This is a genomic window from Micromonospora sp. NPDC048830 (genome assembly GCF_043198215.1).
In the GTDB taxonomy this organism is placed as follows: Bacteria; Actinomycetota; Actinomycetes; order Mycobacteriales; family Micromonosporaceae; genus Micromonospora.
The window spans coordinates 355,211-375,667 of the sequence record NZ_JBICUP010000002.1 but is presented as its reverse complement, the minus strand read 5'-3'; the positions used below and the strand labels follow the sequence as shown (position 1 = coordinate 375,667).

Here is a 20,457-nt window from a genome sequence, read left to right as displayed (position 1 = left end):
GGACCAACTCGTACTTCGTCGCCACGACCGGCGGCGCCACTGTGGAGGTGGTCAAGAGGTATGTCGAGAACCAGCGCAACGTGTGACCAGACGCCCATCCGCCTTGGCGGCGAATGGGCTATCCCTGACCTGCTCCGCAGGGGTTCCGTTTCCTCCCCACGGCTAAAGCCGGGGGTTTCCACGGAAGACATTCGATGAACCCGGGCGCGACCGCGTTGACGGTGATCCCGAACGGACCCAACTCGATGGCGAGGGTCTTGGTGAAGCCCTGGAGGCCGGCCTTCGCCGCCGGGTAGGCCGCCTCGACCTGGGCCCGGTCGGACACGTCCGCGCCGACCCCGAGCGCCCGGCCACCGGCGGCGACGATCGCGTCCACGGTGTCCTTGGTGGCCGCCTCCTCGATGTCCACCACGGCGACGGCCAGGCCGTCGGCTGCCAGCCGGCGGGCGGTGCCCGGTGGGCGGTCAGAGGGCCTCGCCGCGGCGCAGGCGGATCCAGCGGTAGCCCTGGCCGGCGACCTTCAGCGCGTCCAGCTTGCCCACGTCGCCGTAGTTGCGGTCGGCGAGCACGTCGATCGGCAGGTCCGCCTCCGCCGCGAGCACGCCGAGGTCGACCTGCGCGTCGTCGGTGCCGAGGTTGTGCAGGAAGACCATCGTCCCGGTCGGGCCGTCGGCCCGGTGGGCGAGCACCCCGGGCGGCACCGGCACGTCGATGTGGGTCGTCGAGCCGGAGCCGATCTCCGGCGCCTCGCGCAGTGTCCGGATCATCCGCTCGAACCACGCCAGCAACGACCGCGGGTCGCCGCGCTGGGCGGTCACGTTGACCTTCTCGTACGAGAAGTCGCCCCTGTCGACCACCGGGCGGACCAGCTTCTCCGGGTCCGCCGTGGAGAAGCCGGCGTTCGGCTGGTACGACCACTGCATCGGGGTACGGATCGACTGCCGGCCGGGCAGGGACAGGTCCTCCCCCATCCCGATCTCCTCGCCGTAGCGCAGCACCGGCGTGCCGCGCAGCGAGAACTGCAACGAGTACGCCAGTTCGATGCGCCGGCGGTCGTTGCCGAGCATCGGCGCGAGGCGCCGCCGGATGCCCCGGTCGTAGATGCGCATGTGCTCGTCGGGGCCGAACTCGGCGTACACCTGGTTGCGCTGCTCGGTGGTGAGCCGGGACAGGTCGATCTCGTCGTGGTTGCGCAGGAAGGTGGCCCACTGCCCACCGGCCGGCAGCTTCGGGGTGTCCCGCAGCGCCTCGACGATCGGTTCCGGGTCGCGTCGGGCCAGGGCGAGCATGAGCCGCCCGTTGAGCATGAAGTCGAAGAGCATGTGCAGCCGGTTGCCCGACCCGGCGGCGTCGCCGAAGAACGTGGGCAACTGGGCGGGCTCGACGTTGGCCTCGGCGAGCAGCACGGCGTCGCCCCGGCGCCACTGCACATGCTGGCGCAGCTCGGTCAGGAAGTCGAAGTCCTTCGGCGAGTCGGGGTTGCCCGGCTCGGTCAGCTCGATGATGAACGGCACCGCGTCCATCCGGAACCCGGAGACGCCGAGCTGGAGCCAGAACGAGACGATCTTCTTGACCTCCGCGCGGACCTGCGGGTTCGTGAAGTTGAGGTCCGGCTGGTACCGGTAGAAACGGTGATAGTACCAGGCCTTCGCGGTGCGGTCGTAGCTCCAGGTCTCCCGCTGCTCGCCGGGGAAGACCATGCCCTGGCGGCGGTCGGCCGGCTCCTGCTCGGACCAGACGAACCAGTCCCGGTACGGCGAGTCCGGCGAGGACCGGGCGGACTGGAACCACGGGTGCTCGTCGGAGGTGTGGTTGACCACCAGGTCGATGATCACCCGGATGCCCCGGTTGCGCGCCTGGTGCAGCAGCTCGGCGAAGTCGCCGAGGGTGCCGAAGCGGGGGTCCACGTTGTAGAAGTCGGTGACGTCGTAGCCGTCGTCGCGGTTCGGCGACGGGTGGATCGGGTGCAGCCACAGGCAGGTCACGCCGAGCCGGGCCAGATAGTCCAGCCGCCCCATCAGGCCCCGGAAGTCGCCGACCCCGTCGCCGTCGGAGTCGGCGTACGTGTCGACGTCGAGACAGTAGACGACGGCCTCGGAGTACCACCTGTCACCCATGCCCCCGTTCCTTCTCCGGTTTTCCTTTCCCGCAAACGCGTCTGCTGTCCCGTCGAACGCGACCGGGCCTCCTGTCCCGTCGAACGCGGCCGGGCCTCCTGTCCCGTCGAACGCGACCGGGCCTCCTGTCCCGTCGAACGGGGCCGAGTCTCGTCCCGTCGAACGCGGCCGGCGGTGTAACCGCGGGCGGCCCGGGTACGACCCCTCGGATCCCGGCAGCTCGTGTGGAAGGACGGCCATGGCTCTCGCCCAGGATGTCGACCCGGCGCGGTTCACCGGCCTGACCGGCTGGGTGGCCGGCGTCATCGACGCGCTGGGCGGCGTCGGGGTGGCCCTGCTGGTGGCGCTGGAGAGCATCATCCCGCCGATCCCGAGCGAGATCGTGCTGGCCATGGCCGGCTACCTCGCCGCCGAGGGCCGCTTCAACGTCGTCCTGATCGTGCTCGCCGCGACGATCGGCTCGCTGCTCGGGGCGCTGGTGCTGTACTGGCTCGGCGGGGCGCTCGGCGAGGAGCGGCTGAAGCGGTGGCTGGACCGCGTCCCGCTGGTCGACCGGGGCGACCTGGAGCGGGCCGACCGCTGGTTCGAGCGGCACGGCAGGTGGGCCGTGCTGATCGGCCGGGTGGTGCCGGTGGTCCGCAGCCTCGTCTCGATTCCCGCCGGGGCGAACCGGATGCCGCTGGGCGAGTTCGTCCTGCTGACCACGCTGGGCAGCGGCGTGTGGAACGGGCTGATCGTGGGCGCGGGCTTCGCGCTCGGGTCGCGCTGGCAGGAGGTCGACCGGTACAGCAGCTGGTTCAACTACGCGATCCTCGCGGCCTTCGTGGTCACGGCCGCCGCCTGGGTGGCGAAGAAGCTACGCCGCCGGGCCCGCCGCAGCGGCGCCCGCGCGGGTGGTACGACCCGCGCGGGCACCGGCGGTGAGCGGGGCACCCCTTCTCGACCCGAGGCGTCAGGAAGGGGTCCCTCCTTTCAGTAGCGGGCGGTGATGGAGGTGAACTCCCAGGTGTTCTGGCTGATGCCGGAGCAGTTGGACACCACTCCCCCGCCCGGGCAGGGGCGGTCGCGGTTGACCGACCAGAACGTGAACCGGGACAGGCCGCGGGCCTTCGCCCAGTCGCGGATCTGCGTCCAGGTGGCCGGTGAGGTCAGCTCCTGCTGGTCGGAGAGGCCGTTCATGCCGGAGAGCCCCATGTGCGCGTACGCGGTCGCGTCGGACCAGCCGAAGGCGGTCTTCAGCGCGTTCTTCAGCCCCTCGGCGGCGTTGACCGTGTTCTGGTACATGTTCGCGCCGCCCCCGAAGTCGAACGGCATGATCGTGAAGGTGTCGATGTTCGCGCCGAGCGCGGCGGCCTGGTTGACCAGGCGGGTGCCCCACCAGGACGGCCCGGTGGTCGTGGTGCCGAACGTGACGATCGTCTTGATGCCCGGGTTGTTCTGCTTGACGATCTTCAGCGCGCCGAGGATGCGGTCCTGCACCACCTCGTTCTCGAACTCGTCGCTGTTCTCGATGTCGATGTCGATCGCCTTCAGCCCGTACGCGTTGATGACCTGCTGGTACGCCCCGGCGAGGGCGCTGGCCGAGGAGCAGTTCGGGCCGAGCTTGTTGCCGCTCCACCCGCCGAAGGACGGAATGATGTCGCCGCCGGCGGCCCGGATCGCGGCGATGGTGCTGGCGTGCACGCCCCCGGTGAGCGGGCCGGAGCCGTCCCACGCCGGGGTGCAGCCGCCGCCGGAGAGGACGAACGCCATGGTGAACCATTTGATCCCGGTCGCCCCCATCACCGTGGCGGGCGCGGGCGGGTCGCCCCAGCCCGGGTAGAGGTAGGGCGCGGCGGCCATCGGCCCGCTGCCGCCGGTGCAGCCGGTGGTGGTGGCGGAGACCGGCGCCGACTTCGCCGACTCGCCGGAGGAGTTGTACGCCGTCACGGTGTAGCTGTGCGCCGAGCAGGTGGCGAGCCCGGACACCGTCGCCGAGGTGCCGGTGACGGTGGCCCGGACGGTCGAGCCCTCGTACACCCGGTAGCCGGTCACGGTGCCGCTGACCGCGTTCCAGGCCAGCGAGACCGACGAGTTGGTGGTGCCGGTGACCCGCAGCCCGCCGGGCGTGGCCGGACCGGACGGGCCCCCGCCCGTGCAGGAGCCGCCGTTGACGGTGCAGTTCGTCGGGAGGCCGGTGCCGTTGACGTTGAAACCGAAGGTGGTGCTGGCGCCCGGGGCGAGGGTGCCGTTCCAGGACTGGTTGACGGCGGTGACGTGCTGGCCGGAGGTGGTCAGCAGGGCGTCCCAGAAGGCGCCGAGGGTGCTGCCGGTGGGCAGGTCGAACTGGACGTTCCAGGAGCTGATCGTGGTCGAGGTGTCGTTGGTGACGGTGAACTTCCCCTCGTACCCGGTTTCCCAGGTCACGGTGCGGGTGAACGTGGCGGTGGCGGCGTACGCGGCCGGCGGGGCCGCGACGGTGGCCGCGACGACGGCGGCGGCGAGCGCGGCGGCGAACGTGGCCGCGCGCGGTGAGCGGAGTTTCACGGTGGCCTCCAGGGACCGGTGGGGGGGGTCCGCCCGGCTGGGCGGGGCTGGCCCGGTCGCGTCCGGGTCAGGGCAGGGTGTCGAGGTGCGGCTTGACGGTGCGCGCGAAGCCGTTGCCGTTGCTGACGTCCCAGTTCACGGACCAGGTCATCGCGCCCCGGATGCCCGGGTACGTGCGCGGCGGCCGGAAGCTGCCGCAGTTGGTGCCCTTGGCGAGGCAGTCGAGGGCGGCGTTGACCACGCTGGGCGCGACGACCCCGCCGCCGGCCGCGCCGGGGCCGGCCGGCAGGCCGAGCCCGACCTGGTCGGGGCGCAGGCCGGCCTCCAACTGGATGCAGGCGAGCGCGACGATGAAGTTCACCGTGCCCTGGCTGTACGCGGCGTTGTTGTCGCAGCCGAGCATCGCGCCGGAGTTGTAGAACTGGGTGTTGACCACGGTGAGGATGTCCCGGATGTCCAGCGCCAGCCTGAAGTAGCTGGTGGCCGGGTTCTGCATGTCGATGGTCTGCGGGGCCATCGCGATGATCAGGCCGGCCCCGACCCGGGCCCGCAGGGCGCGCAGCGCCTGCGCCATGTACGTCGGGTTGAGCCCGTTCTCCAGGTCGATGTCGACGCCGTCGAAGCCGTACCGCTGGATCAGCGCGTACGTGCTGTCGGCGAACGCGGTCGCGGAGGCGGCGTCGTTGACGGCGACCCGGCCGGTCTCGCCGCCGACGGAGAGGATGACCTTCTTGCCGCGCTCGTGCAGCGTCCGCACGTCGGCGGTGAAGTCGGCGTCGGTGTAGCCGCCGACCGCGGTGGACAGGCCGGGGTCGACGGCGAAGGCGACCGCGCCGGGCGTGCCGGTGGCCTCGCCGAAGGCCACCGCGACCAGGTCGTACTCGGTGGGGACGGCACGCAGCCGCAGCTCGACGGCCGGGTTGACGAAGTTGTGCCAGTACCCGGTGAGCAGGTGCGTCGGCAGGCCGGTGGGCGGCGGGGTGGTGGGGGGCGGGGTGGTCGTCGGCGGCGCCGTCGTCGGGGTGGGGCCGCCGCCGCAGGGCGCGCCGTTGAGCTGGCAGTTCGTCGGGCTGCCGGAGCCGGCGACGAGGAAGCCGAACGAGGCGGTGGCCCCCGGGGCGAGGGTGCCGTTCCAGGTCAGGTTGACGGCGGTGACCCGCTGGCCGGACATGGTCAGCCGGGCGTCCCAGAAGGAGCCCAGCGTGCTGCCGGCGGGCAGGTCGAAGGTGAGGGTCCAGCCGTTGACGGTGCTCGTCCCGCCGTTGGTGATCGTGTACTTCCCCTCCCAGCCGGTCCCCCAGTCGGAGGTCTTCACGAAGCTCGCGGTGGCTCCGGCGGCGTACGCGGGCAACGCCACCCAGGCCGCTCCGACGCTCGCGGCCAGCGCCGCGACCAGGGCAAGGACGAGGGATCTCGAACGCTTCATGCACGCCTCCACCCGGGACATGGCATTCATGGCCGTCGACTCTTGCGTCAATTATTAAGACTGTTAACTATTTCTGTCCAGAGGCGTGCACGGGTGGGCGAACACGAAAAACTCCGCGATCTTGCACTTTGTGCCCACAACATGGGCGATCTGCCCGCGTTGCCGGGGCAGTAAGTGCAAGATCGCGGAGGCGAAGGGGTGGGGGTGGGGCCGGGGAGCGCGGGGCTCCCCGGCACCCGAGGGGGTCAGTGGCGGAAGGTGAACCAGTTGACGTTGACGAAGTCGGCGGGCTGGCCGCTGGTGAACGTCAGGTACACCGTGTGCCGGCCGGTGACCGCGCCGACGTTGCCCGGCACCGAGCGCCAACTCTGCCAGCCGCCCGTGTTCGCGATCGCGAAGCTGCCGATCGGGGTGGCCGTGGGGCTGTCGATCCGCACCTCCACCAGGCCGCTCACCCCGCCGGCCGCCCCCGAGGCCACCCGGGCCACGAAGTCCAGGGGCGGGGTCGAGCCGAACTCGACGTTGTCGAAGCGGACCCAGTCGCCGTTGCGCACCGCGCCGATGTTCTGTCCACCCTCGGAGCACGCCTCGACGATCACCCCGCTCTGGGCGTTGAACGCCTCGGCCTGGATCGTCCCGTACGCGTCCACGGTCCCGGTGGGCGGCGGGGTCGTCGGCGGGGTGCCGCCCCGGTTGTACACGGCCACGTAGTCGACGAGCATCGACCGGCCGGACACGGTCGAGGCGGTCGGCGTGGTGAAGCCGGCCACCCCGTTCGGGAAGCCACCGCCCATCGCCACGTTCAGCAGCAGGAAGTACCCGCCGTGCCCGGTCATCTGCGTCCAGTACGGCTCGCCGACCTGGGTCTGGCTGACCGTGTGGTAGAGCTGCCCGTCGACGTACCAGCGCAGCTGCTGGGGGCTGGTCGAGGCGTCCCACTCGAAGCGGTAGGTGTGGAACGCCGACTGGCAGGTGCTGCCCGGGCAGGCCCGGGAGGCGCCGAGGCCGTTGAACTCGTTGCACGGGCCGCCGGGGGCGAAACCGCAGTGCAGCACCCCCCACACCGAGTTGATCCCGTTGACGTTCTCCATCACGTCGAACTCGCCGATCCCGGGCCAGTTCTGGTAGTTGCCCCGGTAGGGCGAGCCGAGGGCCCAGAACGCCGGCCAGTAGCCGAGGGCCTCCGCACCGGTCACGTTCGGCATCCGGATCCGGCCCTCGATGGCCAGCACCCCACCGGACGACGGCTTGAAGTTGCTCCGGACCGTCTCGATCCGCGCCGAGGTCCAGCCGCCGGAGGCGTTCCGCAGCGGCGTGATGCGCAGGTTGCCGGCGCCGTCGTGGGCAACGTTGGCGGTGCTGTTCGTGTACGTCTGGATCTCGCCGGTGCCCCAGTTCGGCGGCCCGCCCGGGTAGCTGGTGCCGGTGTCGATGATCCAGTTGGCGCCGGACGGGAGCGTGTTCGCCGCCCCGGTGAAGTCGTCGCTCCAGACCAGGCTCCAGCCGGACGGGGGCGGCGGCACGGCGGCGTTCGCGGACAGGGTCGTGCCGGCCAGGGCGGTGGCGGCGGTGGCCGCCACCGCCACCGCCAGCGAGAGTCGGCGCCGCCGGGGGAGGGGAGTCGTGCGGGCAGGTTCCATGGGACGTGCCTCTCTGCGGGACGGGAGGATGATGAGAGAGCGCTCTCTCAGGTTGTACGCCCCAGCCCGTAACGTGTCAACGAACGTCGATGGATCCGGGCGCGTCGGGGCGACACGCAGGCGGCGGCGTTTCCCCGGTCGGACACTGCGGGTAATGGCCGGTCGACGACGCGGCACGGCGCCGCGACCGGCAGCGAACGGACGGTGAGGGCGATGGGCGGAGCGGTGGCCCAGCGGGAACGGCATGCGGCCCCGGGCGACACGGACCTGCTCACCGTCGGCGTGGAGGAGGAGTTCCTGCTCGTCGACCCGCACACCGGCGCCGCCGTGCCCGCCGTGGACCTGGTGCTGGAGCAGGTGCCGGCGGAGCTGCGCGGGCAGGTGGAGCGCGAGTTCCAGACCAGCCAGATCGAGATCGGCACCCCGCCCGGGCTGGAGCTGTCCTCGATCCGGCACTCTCTCGGGGTGCTGCGGCGGGCGCTGTCCGAGGCCGCCGAGCGGGCCGGCGTACGGCTGCTGGCCATCGGCACCGGACCGGTGGACGGCCCCGTCCCGCCGGTGGTCGACAAGCCCCGCTTCGACAAGATGATCGAGCGGTACCGGCTGCTGGTGCCCGGGCCGGGCAACAACGGCATGCACGTGCACGTCGGCGTGCCCGACCCGGAGACCGGGGTGCAGGTGCTCAACCACGTCCGGCCCTGGCTGCCGGTGCTGCACGCGATGACCGCCAACTCCCCGTTCGCGCGCGGCGAGGACACCGGGTACGCGAGCTGGCGTTCGGTGGAGTGGGAACGCTGGCCGTCGGTGGCGCCGACGCCGTACCTGGAGTCGCACGAGCACTACGAGCGGCTGATCCGGCAGCTCATCGCCAGTGGCGTGATGCTCGACGAGGGGATGCTCTACTGGTACGCCCGGCTGTCGGCGCGGTACCCGACGGTGGAGCTGCGCATCGGCGACGTCTGCCCGTCGGTGGACGACGCGGTGCTGGTCGCCGCGCTGGTGCGGGCACTGGTGGCCACCGCGCTGCGGGACATCGCCGCGGGCCGCCCGGCGATCCGCACCGACCACCACCTGCTGGTCGCCGCGCACTGGCGGGCCGCCCACGACGGGCTGGAGGGCGACGCGGTCGACCTGACCGACGGCGAGCTGCGCCCCGCGTGGGAGCTGCTGGACCGCCTCGTCGAACAGCTGCGCCCCGAAGTGGAGCGGCACGGCGACCTGGCGGAGGTGACCGACCTGCTGGGCGCGCTGCGCCGGCACGGCAGCGGCGCGGCCCGGCAGCGGGCGGTCTTCGCGCGTACCGGCAGCCTGGTCGACGTGGTACGGGACGTGGCGCGACAGACCCGTGGGTGAGCGCGCCGTGACAGGATGGTGGTCGTGGCGCAACGGCTGATCGTCGTCGGTGGGGACGCCGCCGGCATGACGGCGGCGTCGCAGGCCCGGCGCCGCCGCGACCGGTCCGACCTGGAGATCGTGGCGTTCGAGCGGGGGCGGTTCACGTCGTACTCGGCGTGCGGCATCCCGTACTGGATCAGCGGTGTGGTCCCGGAGCGGGATCAGCTCGTCGCCCGCTCCCCCGCGGCGTTCCGGGACGACTTCGACATCGACGTCCGGCTGCGGCACGAGGTCACCGCGATCGACCTGACGCGCCGGGAGGTGGTCGCCCGCGACCTCGACGGCGGCGGCGAGGTCCGCGAGCGGTTCGACGACCTGGTGTACGCCGCCGGCGCGGTGCCCACGAAGCCCGGCTGGGCCGACACCACGGCCGCCGGGGTCTTCGGCGTGCAGACCCTCGACGACGGCGCGGCGCTGCGTGAGTGGCTGGACGCCGACCCCGCGCCCCGGCGGGCGGTGGTGGTCGGCGGCGGCTACGTCGGGGTGGAGATGGCCGAGGCGCTCGTCCAGCGGGGGCTGGAGGTCACCCTGGTCGAGCAGTCCGAGCAGCCGATGTCCACCGTCGACGAGGACATGGGCGCCCTGGTCGCCGAGGCGATGCGGGGCGTCGGCATCGGCATCCGTACCGGGGTCGAGGTGACCGGGGTCGAGGAGCGCGACGGCCGGGTGTCCGCGGTGGTCACGTCCGACGGGCCGGTGCCGGCCGACGTCGTGGTCCTGGGCCTCGGGGTACGCCCCAACACCGCGCTCGCCGAGGCCGCCGGCCTGCCGCTGGGGCCCACCGGCGGGGTCCGGGTGGACCTGCGGATGCGGGTGGCCGGGGTGCCGGGGGTGTGGGCGGCGGGCGACTGCGTGGAGACCCTGCACCGGGTCAGCGGGCTGCCGGTGCATGTGCCGCTGGGCACGCACGCCAACAAGCAGGGCCGGGTCGCCGGGATCAACATCGGCGGCGGGTACGCGACCTTCCCGGGCGTGATCGGCACGGCGGTGACCAAGGTCTGCGACCTGGAGGTGGGGCGTACCGGGCTGCGCGAGCGGGACGCGGCGGCCAGCGGCTTCGAGTTCGTCTCGGTGGTCACCGAGTCCACCAACCGGGCCGGGTACTACCCGGGCGCCCGGTCGATGACGGTGAAGCTGATCGCCGAGCGTCCCGGCGGGCGGCTGCTCGGGGCGCAGATCGTCGGCTGGTCGGAGGCGGCGAAGCGGATCGACGCCCTGGCCGTGGCGCTGTGGAACGGCATGACGGTGGACGAGATGACCGGCCTCGACCTCGGCTACGCCCCGCCGTACGCGCCGGTCTGGGATCCGGTGCTGATCGCCGCCCGCAAGGCGGTCGACGCCCTGGCCCGCGCCGGCCGGTAGGGAGTTCTTGTCGGGGGGCGCGGTTAGCGTGTGCGCGCTGTCGCGGTGCCGGGTTCCCGGCGTCTTTTCCCTCGGAGGCATCCCATGTCGCAGGAGACGACCTACCTCGAACTGTCCGAAGTGGACGGTGGTGCGCACAAATTCTACGAGGTCGTGGTGGACGACACCGCAATGACCGTGCGCTACGGCCGGATCGGCGACCAGGGCCAGGTGAAGACCAGCACGTTCACGGACAACGCGAAGGCGCGGGCCGCGGCGGCGAAGAAGATCGGCGAGAAGGTCCGCAAGGGGTACGCCCCGGCGGTGCGCGGCGTGCGGCAGAAGCGGCCGATCTCCCGCCGGCAGATCGTCAGCACCCGCTCCACCGCCCGCACCGCCCCGGTCCTCTGGCGGTACGACTCGGGGGCGCCCGCGTTCGGCATCTTCGTCGACGGGCAGAGCTGCATGGTCGGCAACGAGCGCGGCGTGATCACCACGCTCGGCCACGACGCCCGGGTACGCAGCCAGGTCCGGCTCCCCGACGGGGTGAAGTGCATCGTCGCCGACGACGCCTGGATCTACGCCGGCTGCGACGACGGCAACGTCTACGACCTGTCGGGCAAAATGCCCCGGGTGGCGTACGCGATCGCCCCGGACATCGACATCTACTGGCTGGACATCCACGACGGGGTGCTGGGCGTCTCCGACGCCGACGGCGGGATCGCCGCGATCGACCACGAGGACGAGTTCCTCTGGCGCCGGCCGGGGCGGGGCCGGTCCGCCTGGATGGTCCGCTGCGACGCCGACGCGCTCTACCACGGGCACACCCAGGGGGTCACCGGCTACGACTGGCGTACCGGGCGGGAGCTGTGGCACACCCCGACCGGGGCGGTGCTCTTCGGCTGGCAGGAGCGCGACGCGGTCTTCGCCGGCACGGGCCGGCGCGACGTGGTGCGGCTGCGCAAGAACGGGCGCGTCGAGCGGACGTACCGCTGCGACGCCGCCGTCTTCTCCTGCGCCACCGCCGAGGGCGGCCGGTACGTCTTCGCCGGCGACAACCAGTCCTCGATCTACTGCTTCGACGAGGCCGGCAACCGGCTGTGGAAGCTCGGCACCGGCTGCGGCTCGGCGTACTCGATGCAGTACCACGAGGAGCGGCTCTACGTGGTGACCACCAGCGGCTACCTGGCCTGCATCGACGCCAGCGAGCCGGCGATCCGGGCCGCGGAGGCGGGCAGCGTCCCCGAGGTGGTGGACGTCAAGGCGCCGCCGCGGCTGCCCGAGCCGGCCGCCTGGACCACGGTGGAGGTGACCACCGACGACTCCGACGGCGTCGTCGTGGAGTGCGTGGAGCAGGGCGGCCGGCTGCGCATCCACGTGCTCTCCGACGGCTACCGGCGGGACTGGTCGGTGCAGTTCCCCAAGGGCATCCGGGAGCCGGGGGCGCGCTACCTGGTCACCGAGGTGCGGGAGTCGGGCCGCGGCGGCTTCTACCGGGCGTACGGGGACGTCCGCCGGCTCCGCTGACCGCAATGGCCTGCTGGACGGCGCCTGATTCCGACCGCCACCCCGCGGGCGGCCCGGTGCTCAGGCGTCGGGAGGGGGCCCTTCCTCACTGGGCTGGCAGATGGGGCACCAGTAGAGGTTGCGGCCGGCGAGGGTGCCGCGGCGCACCTCGTCGCCGCAGACGTGGCAGGACGCGCCGGGTCGGCGGTAGACGTACACCTCGCCGCCGTGCCGGTCCACCCGGGGCGGGCGGCCCGTCGCCTCGGGCAGGTGGGCGTCCCGGACGGTGTCGATCCGGCCGACCTCGACGGCCTTGGTCATCAGCGCCACGAGGTCCGCCCAGAGCGCCCGCCAGCCGGCCGGGGAGAGTTCCCGGCCGGGCAGGGTCGGCGGCAGCCCGGCCCGGAACAGCGCCTCGGTCACGAAGATCAACCCGGTGCCGGCGACCACCGACTGGTCCAGCAGCAGCGCGGCGAGCGCCGTCGGGCTGCTGGAGATCCGGTCGTACGCGCGGGCGGGATCGGCGTCGGGGCGCAGCGGGTCGGGGCCGAGCCGCTCGCGCAGCGCCGCCACCTCGGGCGGGGTGAGCAGCTCGCAGGCGGTGGGGCCGCGCAGGTCCAGCCAGTGTAGGTCGCTGGTCAGCCGCAGCCGCACCTGGCCGACCGGTGGCGGCGGCTCGCCCGGCCCGTCGGCGAACTTGCCGTACAGGCCGAGGTGGACGTGCAGGGTCAGCTCGCCCGCGTAGTGGTGCAGCAGGTGCTTGCCGTACGCCTCGGTGCCCTCCAGGACCGTGCCGGACAGCCGGGCCGCGCCCTCGGCGAAGCGGCCCTGCGGGCTGGCGGCGTGCACCTTGTCACCGGCGAACAGTTCGGCGTGTCGGGCCGCCAGGCGGTGGATGCTGTGTCCCTCTGGCACGGCTGCCAAGCATAGACACGACCTCCGGGAGCGACCGCCACCCTTTGATCGTCTGCGGGTGGGAGAGAAGACGCGCCGGCGGTTGTCCCGCTCAACGACAGACGATCATCGCCAGGTGTACCGGTCGAGCGACGTCGGTGTCGGCGGCATGCCGACTGGGTACCTCCTGGCCGTTACCCGCGTGGCTGCCGCCGACGCTCACCGGAAGGCCTCCACGCACTGATCAGGAGGTGATGTGGTGAAACTTCCTTCGCTGACGCGCCGGAACGAGCCGGCCCCCGCCCACGACGGTGTCGACGGCCCGAACGGGTCCGGCACGACCGTCGCCACCGGGGAGCCGGTGGCGACCGACCTGGACCACGAGCACACGACGTACCACAGCAGCGCGACGGCGACCGACGGCGAGCGCGCCGCGGACGCCGAGCGGCGGGCGGCCGAGCGGGCGGCGGTGGCCCGCTCCGCCACGGTCGTCCGTCCGACGATCGAGGAGGTACGCCCGGCCGACCTCGACGCCACGGACGCCGAGGAACGCACCGTCGATCTCGACCGGGACCGGGCAGCACGACGGCCGGTGGACCCGGTGGACGGGGAGCCCCGGCCGGCGCCGGAGCCGCCCGTGGCGGTCGGGCCGAAGCCGCGGGCCAGCCTGCTCGCCACCCTGGGCCTCGTCGTCGGCGTGGCCGGGACGCTGTTCGTGCTGACCGGCACCCTTGCCGGGTACGGCATCGCGGTGGGCGCGCTCGGGGCGGTGCTCTCCGTCCTCGGGCTGGTCGCCACGCGGCGCCGGCACGTGGCCGGCAAGACCGACGCCCTGCTGGGGATGGCCTTCGGCGTGGCGGCGGTGGTGCTGGGGGTGCTGGCGATGACCGGCCAGTTCGACTGGCCGACCACCGACGGCGACTGGGTGCAGCGCTTGCGGGAGTGGCTCGACTCACAGTTTGCCGGCCTGCTCTGACGGGCACCAGGGTCCCGCCGGCGGTGCGCCGGCGCAGGTAGAAACGCCGGCGGTCGTGTCGGCGGCCCGGACCCCCTGGTGGTTCACCAGCCGGGCACATCCTCTTCTCGGGGGCGGCGGTTCGCCGCCCCCGAAGCATGTCCGGGGCCGGATCGGTACCGGCATCCGAGGAACGCAACGGATCGCCGTAGATCCGGCTTGAAACGCAACGATCAGTCGGTCAACGCAACTTCCGCCGGTGGATGCCGCCGTCCCCGCACGCATACCGTTGGGCAACGGCGCCAGCCCGTGGGCCGAAGGTGGCCGGGCGCGCCCGACCCCTGGGAGCAGGACAATGACGATGGACGCGACGAGCCAGCGCTTCCTGATGTGCCGGCCGACGTACTTCGCCGTCGACTACGCCATCAACCCGTGGATGGACCCGACGGCGCCCGTGGACGCCGACCTGGCGATCCGCCAGTGGGAACGGCTGCGTCAGGTCTACCGCGACCTGGGCCACGCCGTCGAGGAGATCAAACCCGTGCCCGGCCTGCCCGACATGGTGTTCGCCGCCAACGGCGGCACGGTCATCGACGGCAAGGCGATGGCCGTGCAGTTCCGCGACCCGCAGCGCGCCGACGAGGCCCCCGCGTACCGGGCCTGGTTCGAGGCCGCCGGTTTCGAGCTGTACGACCCGAAGCACGTCAACGAGGGCGAGGGTGACGTGCTGCTGGTCGGCGACGTCCTGCTCGCCGGCACCGGGTTCCGCACCGCGCACGCCTCCCACGCCCAGTTGCAGGAGGTCTTCGGCTATCCGGTGGTCACCATGCAGCTGGTCGATCCGCGCTTCTACCACCTGGACACCGCGCTCACCGTGCTCGACGAGCACACCGTGGCGTACCTGCCGGAGGCGTTCTCGCCCGGCAGCCAGGCCGTGCTGCGCAGGCTGTTCCCGGACGCCGTCCACGCCACCATGGCCGACGCCGAGGTGCTGGGCCTGAACGCGGTCAGCGACGGCCGGCACGTGGTGCTGCCCGAGCAGGCCACCGACCTCGCCGCGAAGCTGCGCGACCGGGGCTACGAGATCATCGGTGTCGACCTGTCCGAGCTGCGCAAGGCGGGCGGGGGACCGAAGTGCTGCACGTTGCGACTCCAGGGAGAGGCAGACAATTGACATCCTCCCTCGCCTAGCGGCGGGGGATTCCCACCCTCGCGGGTTGGGGTTCCTGGTTCATTGCAGACCGCACGGAAGGAGGTCCCCGTGTCTGACGTCCGCTCCGCAGGCGTTTTGTGTCTCGACCAGCCCGGCCGCGACGGCGATGTTCTTGGCGGCGTTGACGTCCCGGTCGTGCCGGGTGCCGCAACTCGGGCACGTCCAGTGGCGTGTGCCGAGGGAGAGGGTGGCGAGCAGGTGCCCGCACGTCGAGCAGGTCTTCGACGACGGGTACCAGCGGTCCACGACGGCGAGGGTGCGGCCGTCGCGGTGGGCCTTGTAGGTGAGCAGGGTGCGGAACTCGGCCCAGCCGGTGCGGGAGATCGCTTTGGCCAGGGACGGGTTGCGGACCATGTTTGCCACCGCCAGGTCCTCCACGGCGATGGCGGTGAACCGGCGTACCAGGGCGGTCGACTGCTGGTGGAGGAAGTCCCGGCGCGCGTCGCGTACCCGCGAATGCGCGCGGGCCGCCTTCCGCTTGGCTTTGGCGCGGTTGGCGGAACCCTTCTGCTTGCGGGCCATCATCCGCTGATACCGCTTGAGTCGGCGTTCGCGCCGTTCCATGTGTTTCGGGTGGGGAATGCGTTCGCCGGTGGACAGCACCGCAAAATCGGTCAGGCCGAGGTCCACCCCCACCACCCCGCCCGTCGGTTCGGGTGCGGTGGGCGCGGCGACATCGACGGCGAAGCTCACGAACCAGCGGCCGTCCGGGTCACGGGACACCGTCACCATCGTGGGGTCCAGGGCGGTCACGTCCACGCCGGGCCACGACCACACGAACCGCAGCACACCGGGTGTCTTGCCCAGCGTCAGGTTCCCGTCGCGCAGGCGAAACGCCGACCGGGTGTAGGAAGCCGACTGCCGGCCGTGCCGGGACTTGTACCGCGGGTACCGGGCCCGCTTGGCGAAGAACGCGGTCATGGCGGTGTGCTGGTGCCGCAGGGTCTGCTGCAACGGCACCGACGACACCTCGCGCAGGAACGCCGGGTCGGGCTGCTTCTTCATCTCCGTCAGCGCCCGGTCCGTCTCCGCGTAGGAGGTGGATCTCCGTTCGGTGTGCCAGCGGACGTGGCGGGCGGCGAGAGTGCGGTTCCAGACGACGCGTACACACCCGAACGTACGGTTCAGCACGCTCACCTGCTCGGGCGTCGGGTATGCCCGGCACCTGTACGCCGTCCGCACAGGACTCATCTAACCAGAAAGGACGATCATGGCTGACAACATATCCGTCACTCCTTCCCGCCCTGAAGGACGGGGCATCCTGGCGGTGAATCGGTGATCGTCGACGACATGCTGCGGACGCCGGGTGCGGTCCGGGACGCGGAGCGCTGGACGGCGCACAACTACCACCCGCTGCCGGTGGTGATCAGCTCGGCGGAGGGCGTCTGGCTGACCGACGTGGACAACCGCCGCTACCTGGACTGCCTCGCCGGCTACTCGGCGCTCAACTTCGGCCACCGGCACCCGCAGCTGATCGCCGCCGCGCACGCGCAGCTGGACAAGCTGACCCTCACCAGCCGGGCGTTCATCCACGACCAGTTCGCCGACTTCTGCCGGGAGCTGGCCGAGCTGTGCGGCAAAGACCTGGTCCTGCCGATGAACACGGGCGCGGAGGCGGTGGAGACCGCGATCAAGGTGGCCCGCAAGTGGGGTTACCAGGTCAAGGGCGTACCGGCCGGCCAGGCGAACATCGTGGTGGCCGAGGGCAACTTCCACGGCCGCACCACCACCATCGTGAGCTTCTCCACCGACGAGGACGCCCGGGCCGACTTCGGGCCGTACACGCCGGGCTTCACGGTCGTCCCCTACGGCGACCTCGACGCGCTGGCCGCCGCGATCGACGAGAACACCGTCGCGGTGCTGATCGAGCCGATCCAGGGCGAGCAGGGCGTCGTGGTGCCGCCGGCGGGTTACCTGCCGGGCGTGCGCCGGGTCTGCGACGAGAACAACGTGCTGTTCCTCGCCGACGAGATCCAGTCGGGCCTGGGCCGCACCGGCGAGACGTTCGCCTGCGACCACGAGGGCGTCACGCCGGACATGTACCTGCTGGGCAAGGCGCTCGGCGGCGGCATCGTGCCGGTCTCGGCCGTGGCCGCGAACGCCGACGTGCTCGGGGTGCTGAAGCCGGGCCAGCACGGCTCGACGTTCGGCGGCAACCCGCTGGCCTGCGCGGTCGCCACGGAGGTGGTCCGGCTGCTGGGCACGGGCGAGTTCCAGCGCCGCTCGGCCGAGCTGGGCGAGCGGCTGCACGCCGGCCTGCGGGGGCTGGTCGGCAAGGGCCTGCTGGCCGTCCGGGGCCGGGGCCTGTGGGCGGGCCTGGACATCGACCCGGCCGTGATGACCGGCCGGCAGGCGTGCGAGCGGCTGATGGAGCGGGGCATCCTGGCCAAGGACACGCACGGCTCCACCATCCGGCTCGCCCCGCCGCTGGTGATCACCGCCGAGGAGATCGACCACCTGGTGGCCCAGCTCGCCGCCGTGCTGGCCGGCTGATCGCGTACGCGGAACGGGCGCCGGGACCACGGTCCCGGCGCCCGCCGTCGTTCTCGCCCACCCCGCGGCGGCCGGCCTCAGGGGCGGGGCAGCCGCATCGCCATGGTGGGGGCCTCGGCCATCACCGAGGTGGGGGTGAACGGCGCACCCGTCGGCAGCTCCTCGGCGCGGCCGACCTGCACCCCCGGGTACAGCTCGACCATGTCCCTGGCGGCGAGCACCCGGGACTGCTGCGGGGACAGCGGGACGCGGTCGGGCTCGGCCATCGAGCCGCCCGGGCGGATGCCGGACCCGTTGGTGCTCACGTCCGTCACGATCACCTCGCCCCGACCACTCCAGCTCGGCGCGTCTGACGCCGCGCCGCGACCTGGAGCAGTCGCCCGCAGCTCGAACCGCAGGTGGCTGCGGCTGATCCAGCGCCGCGCCTCGTCGTTGAGCCACTGGCCGAGCACGATTCCGCCCTGCTGGTCCGGCGCGCGCCCGACCAGCACCGGCTGCCCCTCGGTGAGCACGAAGCGGCGGCGGACCATCCCGCCGATCCGCACCGCCAGCACCTCGGTACGCGGGCGCGGCCCGGCGTCGCCCAGCCGGGCGAGGTGCCGGGGGCAGGTCGGCACCCCGTTGCGCAGGGACGGCGGCGGCTGGCCGGCCGGGGCCCGGTCCACCCGGGCGAGGTCGGCGAACGCCCCGCCGCCCCCGCCGCCGCCGAACAGGGCGCAGCCCGGCTCGGGGCAGCGCCACTGCCGGGCGAGCAGCTTCGCGCCGGCCGGCGAGCGGGTTCCGGCGACCGGCACGTTCCCGCCGCCGACGTGGGCGATGAACACCGGCCCGCCCGCGCCGGGCACCGGGGCGAGCACCCGGCCGGGCTGCTCGACCAGCCACGGGAACCGGCCCCGCAGCCCGTCGAAGCGGGCGCGGCTGAGCACCGGCAGCCCGAGCAGGTCGGCGACCTCCAGCATCCGGTCGCCCGGATTGTCCAGCACCTCCACCAGGCCGTCGTCGGCCCACCGGCGCACGACCATCCGCTCGTTGGAGGTCAGGTCGGCGTCGGAGAGCAGCGCCCGGTGCACCACCGCGTAGACCGGGACGCTGTCCTCCTCCAGCTCGCGGGCGAGCGCGTCGATCACCATGCCGAGCCGGAGCAGGCTGGCCGGCCGGCCGCTGTCGAGGTCCTGGTAGCGGATCACCTCGGCCAGGTCGAGGACGGCCCGGGCCAGCGACGGGTCGGTGCAGACCCGCCCCTCGATGGCGTCGAGCACCTTGCTGATCTCGAATCTCATCGGGCGCTCCGGAGGATGTCGTCGATCCGCCGCGCCAGCTCCAGGTCACGGTGGGTGACCCCGCCAGCGGAGTGGGTGACGCAGCGGAAGGTCAGGGTCCGCCACCGGATGTCGATGTCGGGGTGGTGGTCGAGCTCCTCGGCCACCACGGCGACCCGGTCGACCACCGCGATGGCCGCCGGGAAGTTGCCCAGCTCGACGGCACGGCTGATCCCGGTCGGGTCTCCCGTCCAGTCCGCCAGGGCGCCCAGCTCGTCTCGCACCGCCTCCGCGGTGAGCACGTCTGCCATGGCCCGACCCTACCGGCAGGCGCCCGCCCGGCACTCTCCCGCCACCTCGTACGGGGCCGGGAACTGCGGGAACGCGCGGCCCGACACCGCGTCCCGGCGGCTGGCGCCCGCTCGGTCGACGCGACGGGGCGGCGCCGGTCGGTGCCGCCCCGTGGTGCGTACGGCGGCTCAGTCCCGGGCGGCCGGTCGGGGGCCGCGGAGCGGGCGCCCGACCTCGTGCAGGTGGGCCAGCGCCTGCCGGTACGACTCGACCAGCCCGGTCTCGACGTACGGGATGCCCCGCTCCGCGCAGTACGCCCGCACGATCGGCCGGGCCCGGCGCAGGTTGCCCCGGGGCATGTGCGGGAACAGGTGGTGCTCGATCTGGAAGTTGAGCCCGCCGAGCGCCACGTCCACGAACCGGCCGCCCCGGACGTTGCGCGAGGTGAGCACCTGCCTGCGCAGGAAGTCCAGGTCGTCGCCGGCCGTCGGCATCGGCATGCCCTTGTGGTTCGGCGCGAACACGCACCCCATGTAGAGCCCCCACAGTCCCTGGTGGACGGCGACGAACGCCAGCGCCCGGCCCGGCGACAGCACCGTGAACAGCAGGCCCAGGTAGCCGGCGGCGTGCGCCGCGAGCAGCAGTCCCTCGACCGCCCGGTGCCGCACCGGGGTGGCGAACCGCCCGTCCGGCCCCCGCCCGACGAGCGCCCGGACGCTCGCCACGTGCAGGTTCAGCCCCTCCAGCAGCAGCATCGGGAAGAACAGCCACGCCTGCCGCCGCGCCAGCCACCGCCCGAACCCCCGGGTCGCGGCCGCCTGCTCGTGCGTCCAGACCAGGGCGCCCGCCCCGACGTCCGGGTCCTCGTCGGCGTGGTTCGGGTTGGCGTGGTGGCGGTTGTGCTTGTCCACCCACCAGCCGTAGCTGAGCCCCGCCGCCAGGTTGCCGGCGAGCAGGCCGGCCACCTCGCTGGGGCGCCGCCGGCGGAACATCTGCCGGTGCCCGGCGTCGTGCCCGAGGAACGCCACCTGCGTCGTGGCCACCGCCAGGCCGGCCGCGACCAGGAGTTGCCACCACGAGTCGCCGACGAGCGGCACGGCCGCCCAGCCGGCCAGGAAGGCCGCCAGGGTCAGCGCGATCCGGACGGCGTACCCGCCGGGCCGGCGCCCGAGCAGGCCCGCCGCGCCGATCCGACGGGACAACTGTGCGTAGTCGCTGCCCCGCCGGGCCGGCGGGTCCGCCACCGCTGCAAGCACCATTTCCGCTCCCGTACCTCGACAACCGGGTCACGCCGGGCGGCGCGCCTGGTGTCGAGTCTCCGGGGATCGGTCGCGCTGAGTAACCCTGGCGGCCCCCGAATCCGGGGTAGGGCGAGCCCCACCCCGGCCGGGCCACCGCCCG

General features: G+C 72.8%; 17 protein-coding genes and 1 pseudogene. 8 read left to right on the top strand and 10 right to left on the bottom strand.

Annotated elements, in window-relative coordinates; all coding sequences use genetic code 11:
• On the top strand, positions 1-86 hold an 86-nt coding region (locus tag ACGFIZ_RS04150; RefSeq protein ID WP_393415647.1), incomplete at its 5' end, for a transposase.
• A gap of 107 nt (positions 87-193) precedes the next feature.
• Here ACGFIZ_RS04150 and ACGFIZ_RS04145 read toward each other — a convergent pair.
• Positions 194-439, bottom strand: a pseudogene (locus ACGFIZ_RS04145) (SDR family oxidoreductase); the annotation flags it as partial.
• Between the two features lie 25 nt (positions 440-464).
• A complete protein-coding gene (locus tag ACGFIZ_RS04140) occupies positions 465-2,117 on the bottom strand; it encodes an alpha-amylase family protein (protein WP_393415602.1) in 1,653 nt (550 codons plus the stop codon).
• Positions 2,118-2,355: 238 nt separating this feature from the next.
• Here ACGFIZ_RS04140 and ACGFIZ_RS04135 point away from each other — a divergent pair, with 238 nt between their 5' ends.
• Positions 2,356-3,096: a DedA family protein gene (locus ACGFIZ_RS04135; RefSeq protein WP_393415600.1), complete on the top strand. Its 741-nt coding sequence runs from the start codon at positions 2,356-2,358 to the stop codon at positions 3,094-3,096.
• Here the strand turns inward: ACGFIZ_RS04135 and ACGFIZ_RS04130 are convergent.
• From ACGFIZ_RS04130 to ACGFIZ_RS04120, 3 genes are all read right to left on the bottom strand, one after another.
• Positions 3,090-4,643 carry a cellulose binding domain-containing protein gene (locus tag ACGFIZ_RS04130; RefSeq protein WP_393415598.1) on the bottom strand — a complete coding sequence of 518 codons (1,554 nt, stop codon included), beginning with the start codon at positions 4,641-4,643 and terminating at the stop codon, positions 3,090-3,092. The genes ACGFIZ_RS04135 and ACGFIZ_RS04130 overlap by 7 nt on opposite strands.
• 67 nt (positions 4,644-4,710) lie before the next feature.
• Entirely contained in the window at positions 4,711-6,069 is a 1,359-nt protein-coding gene (locus ACGFIZ_RS04125; RefSeq protein WP_393415596.1) for a chitinase, read from the bottom strand.
• A 245-nt stretch (positions 6,070-6,314) separates the two neighbouring features.
• Positions 6,315-7,709, bottom strand: a complete 1,395-nt coding sequence (locus ACGFIZ_RS04120; protein ID WP_393415594.1) for a carbohydrate-binding protein — start codon at positions 7,707-7,709, stop codon at positions 6,315-6,317.
• A 213-nt stretch (positions 7,710-7,922) separates the two neighbouring features.
• Here ACGFIZ_RS04120 and ACGFIZ_RS04115 point away from each other — a divergent pair, with 213 nt between their 5' ends.
• The 3 genes from ACGFIZ_RS04115 (at position 7,923) to ACGFIZ_RS04105 (ending at position 11,972) form a co-directional block, all read left to right on the top strand.
• Entirely contained in the window at positions 7,923-9,062 is a 1,140-nt protein-coding gene (locus tag ACGFIZ_RS04115) for a glutamate--cysteine ligase (RefSeq protein WP_393415592.1), read from the top strand.
• A 24-nt stretch (positions 9,063-9,086) separates the two neighbouring features.
• On the top strand, positions 9,087-10,466 hold the full coding sequence (locus ACGFIZ_RS04110; protein ID WP_393415590.1) for an FAD-dependent oxidoreductase: 1,380 nt from the start codon (positions 9,087-9,089) through the stop codon (positions 10,464-10,466).
• A gap of 84 nt (positions 10,467-10,550) precedes the next feature.
• Complete coding sequence (locus tag ACGFIZ_RS04105) at positions 10,551-11,972, top strand: WGR domain-containing protein (RefSeq protein WP_393415589.1); 1,422 nt, start codon at positions 10,551-10,553, stop codon at positions 11,970-11,972.
• Positions 11,973-12,032: 60 nt separating this feature from the next.
• On the opposite strand, the gene ACGFIZ_RS04100 is transcribed toward ACGFIZ_RS04105, so the two are convergent.
• Positions 12,033-12,866 carry an Fpg/Nei family DNA glycosylase gene (locus ACGFIZ_RS04100; RefSeq protein WP_393415587.1) on the bottom strand — a complete coding sequence of 278 codons (834 nt, stop codon included), beginning with the start codon at positions 12,864-12,866 and terminating at the stop codon, positions 12,033-12,035.
• Positions 12,867-13,104: 238 nt separating this feature from the next.
• On the opposite strand from ACGFIZ_RS04100, the gene ACGFIZ_RS04095 reads away from it, so the two are divergent.
• Entirely contained in the window at positions 13,105-13,821 is a 717-nt protein-coding gene (locus ACGFIZ_RS04095) for a thrombospondin (protein WP_393415585.1), read from the top strand.
• Between the two features lie 340 nt (positions 13,822-14,161).
• The gene (gene ddaH / locus ACGFIZ_RS04090) at positions 14,162-14,974 is read left to right on the top strand and encodes a dimethylargininase (protein ID WP_393415645.1); all 813 of its coding nucleotides are present in this window, start codon (positions 14,162-14,164) and stop codon (positions 14,972-14,974) included.
• Between the two features lie 57 nt (positions 14,975-15,031).
• Here the strand turns inward: ddaH and ACGFIZ_RS04085 are convergent, their stop codons facing one another.
• Positions 15,032-16,204 carry an RNA-guided endonuclease InsQ/TnpB family protein gene (locus ACGFIZ_RS04085; protein ID WP_393415584.1) on the bottom strand — a complete coding sequence of 391 codons (1,173 nt, stop codon included), beginning with the start codon at positions 16,202-16,204 and terminating at the stop codon, positions 15,032-15,034.
• Positions 16,205-16,291: 87 nt separating this feature from the next.
• On the opposite strand from ACGFIZ_RS04085, the gene rocD reads away from it, so the two are divergent.
• Positions 16,292-17,506: an ornithine--oxo-acid transaminase gene (gene rocD / locus ACGFIZ_RS04080; protein WP_393415643.1), complete on the top strand. Its 1,215-nt coding sequence runs from the start codon at positions 16,292-16,294 to the stop codon at positions 17,504-17,506.
• A gap of 77 nt (positions 17,507-17,583) precedes the next feature.
• On the opposite strand, the gene ACGFIZ_RS04075 is transcribed toward rocD, so the two are convergent.
• The 3 genes from ACGFIZ_RS04075 to ACGFIZ_RS04065 all read right to left on the bottom strand — a co-directional run bounded on the left by ACGFIZ_RS04075 (position 17,584) and on the right by ACGFIZ_RS04065 (position 20,315).
• On the bottom strand, positions 17,584-18,786 hold the full coding sequence (locus ACGFIZ_RS04075; RefSeq protein WP_393415583.1) for an FHA domain-containing protein: 1,203 nt from the start codon (positions 18,784-18,786) through the stop codon (positions 17,584-17,586).
• Positions 18,783-19,076 carry a 4a-hydroxytetrahydrobiopterin dehydratase gene (locus tag ACGFIZ_RS04070; protein WP_393415581.1) on the bottom strand — a complete coding sequence of 98 codons (294 nt, stop codon included), beginning with the start codon at positions 19,074-19,076 and terminating at the stop codon, positions 18,783-18,785. The genes ACGFIZ_RS04075 and ACGFIZ_RS04070 overlap by 4 nt, the downstream gene beginning before the upstream one ends.
• Positions 19,077-19,244: 168 nt before the next feature.
• A complete protein-coding gene (locus tag ACGFIZ_RS04065) occupies positions 19,245-20,315 on the bottom strand; it encodes a fatty acid desaturase family protein (protein ID WP_393415580.1) in 1,071 nt (356 codons plus the stop codon).
• Positions 20,316-20,457 lie beyond the last annotated feature (142 nt).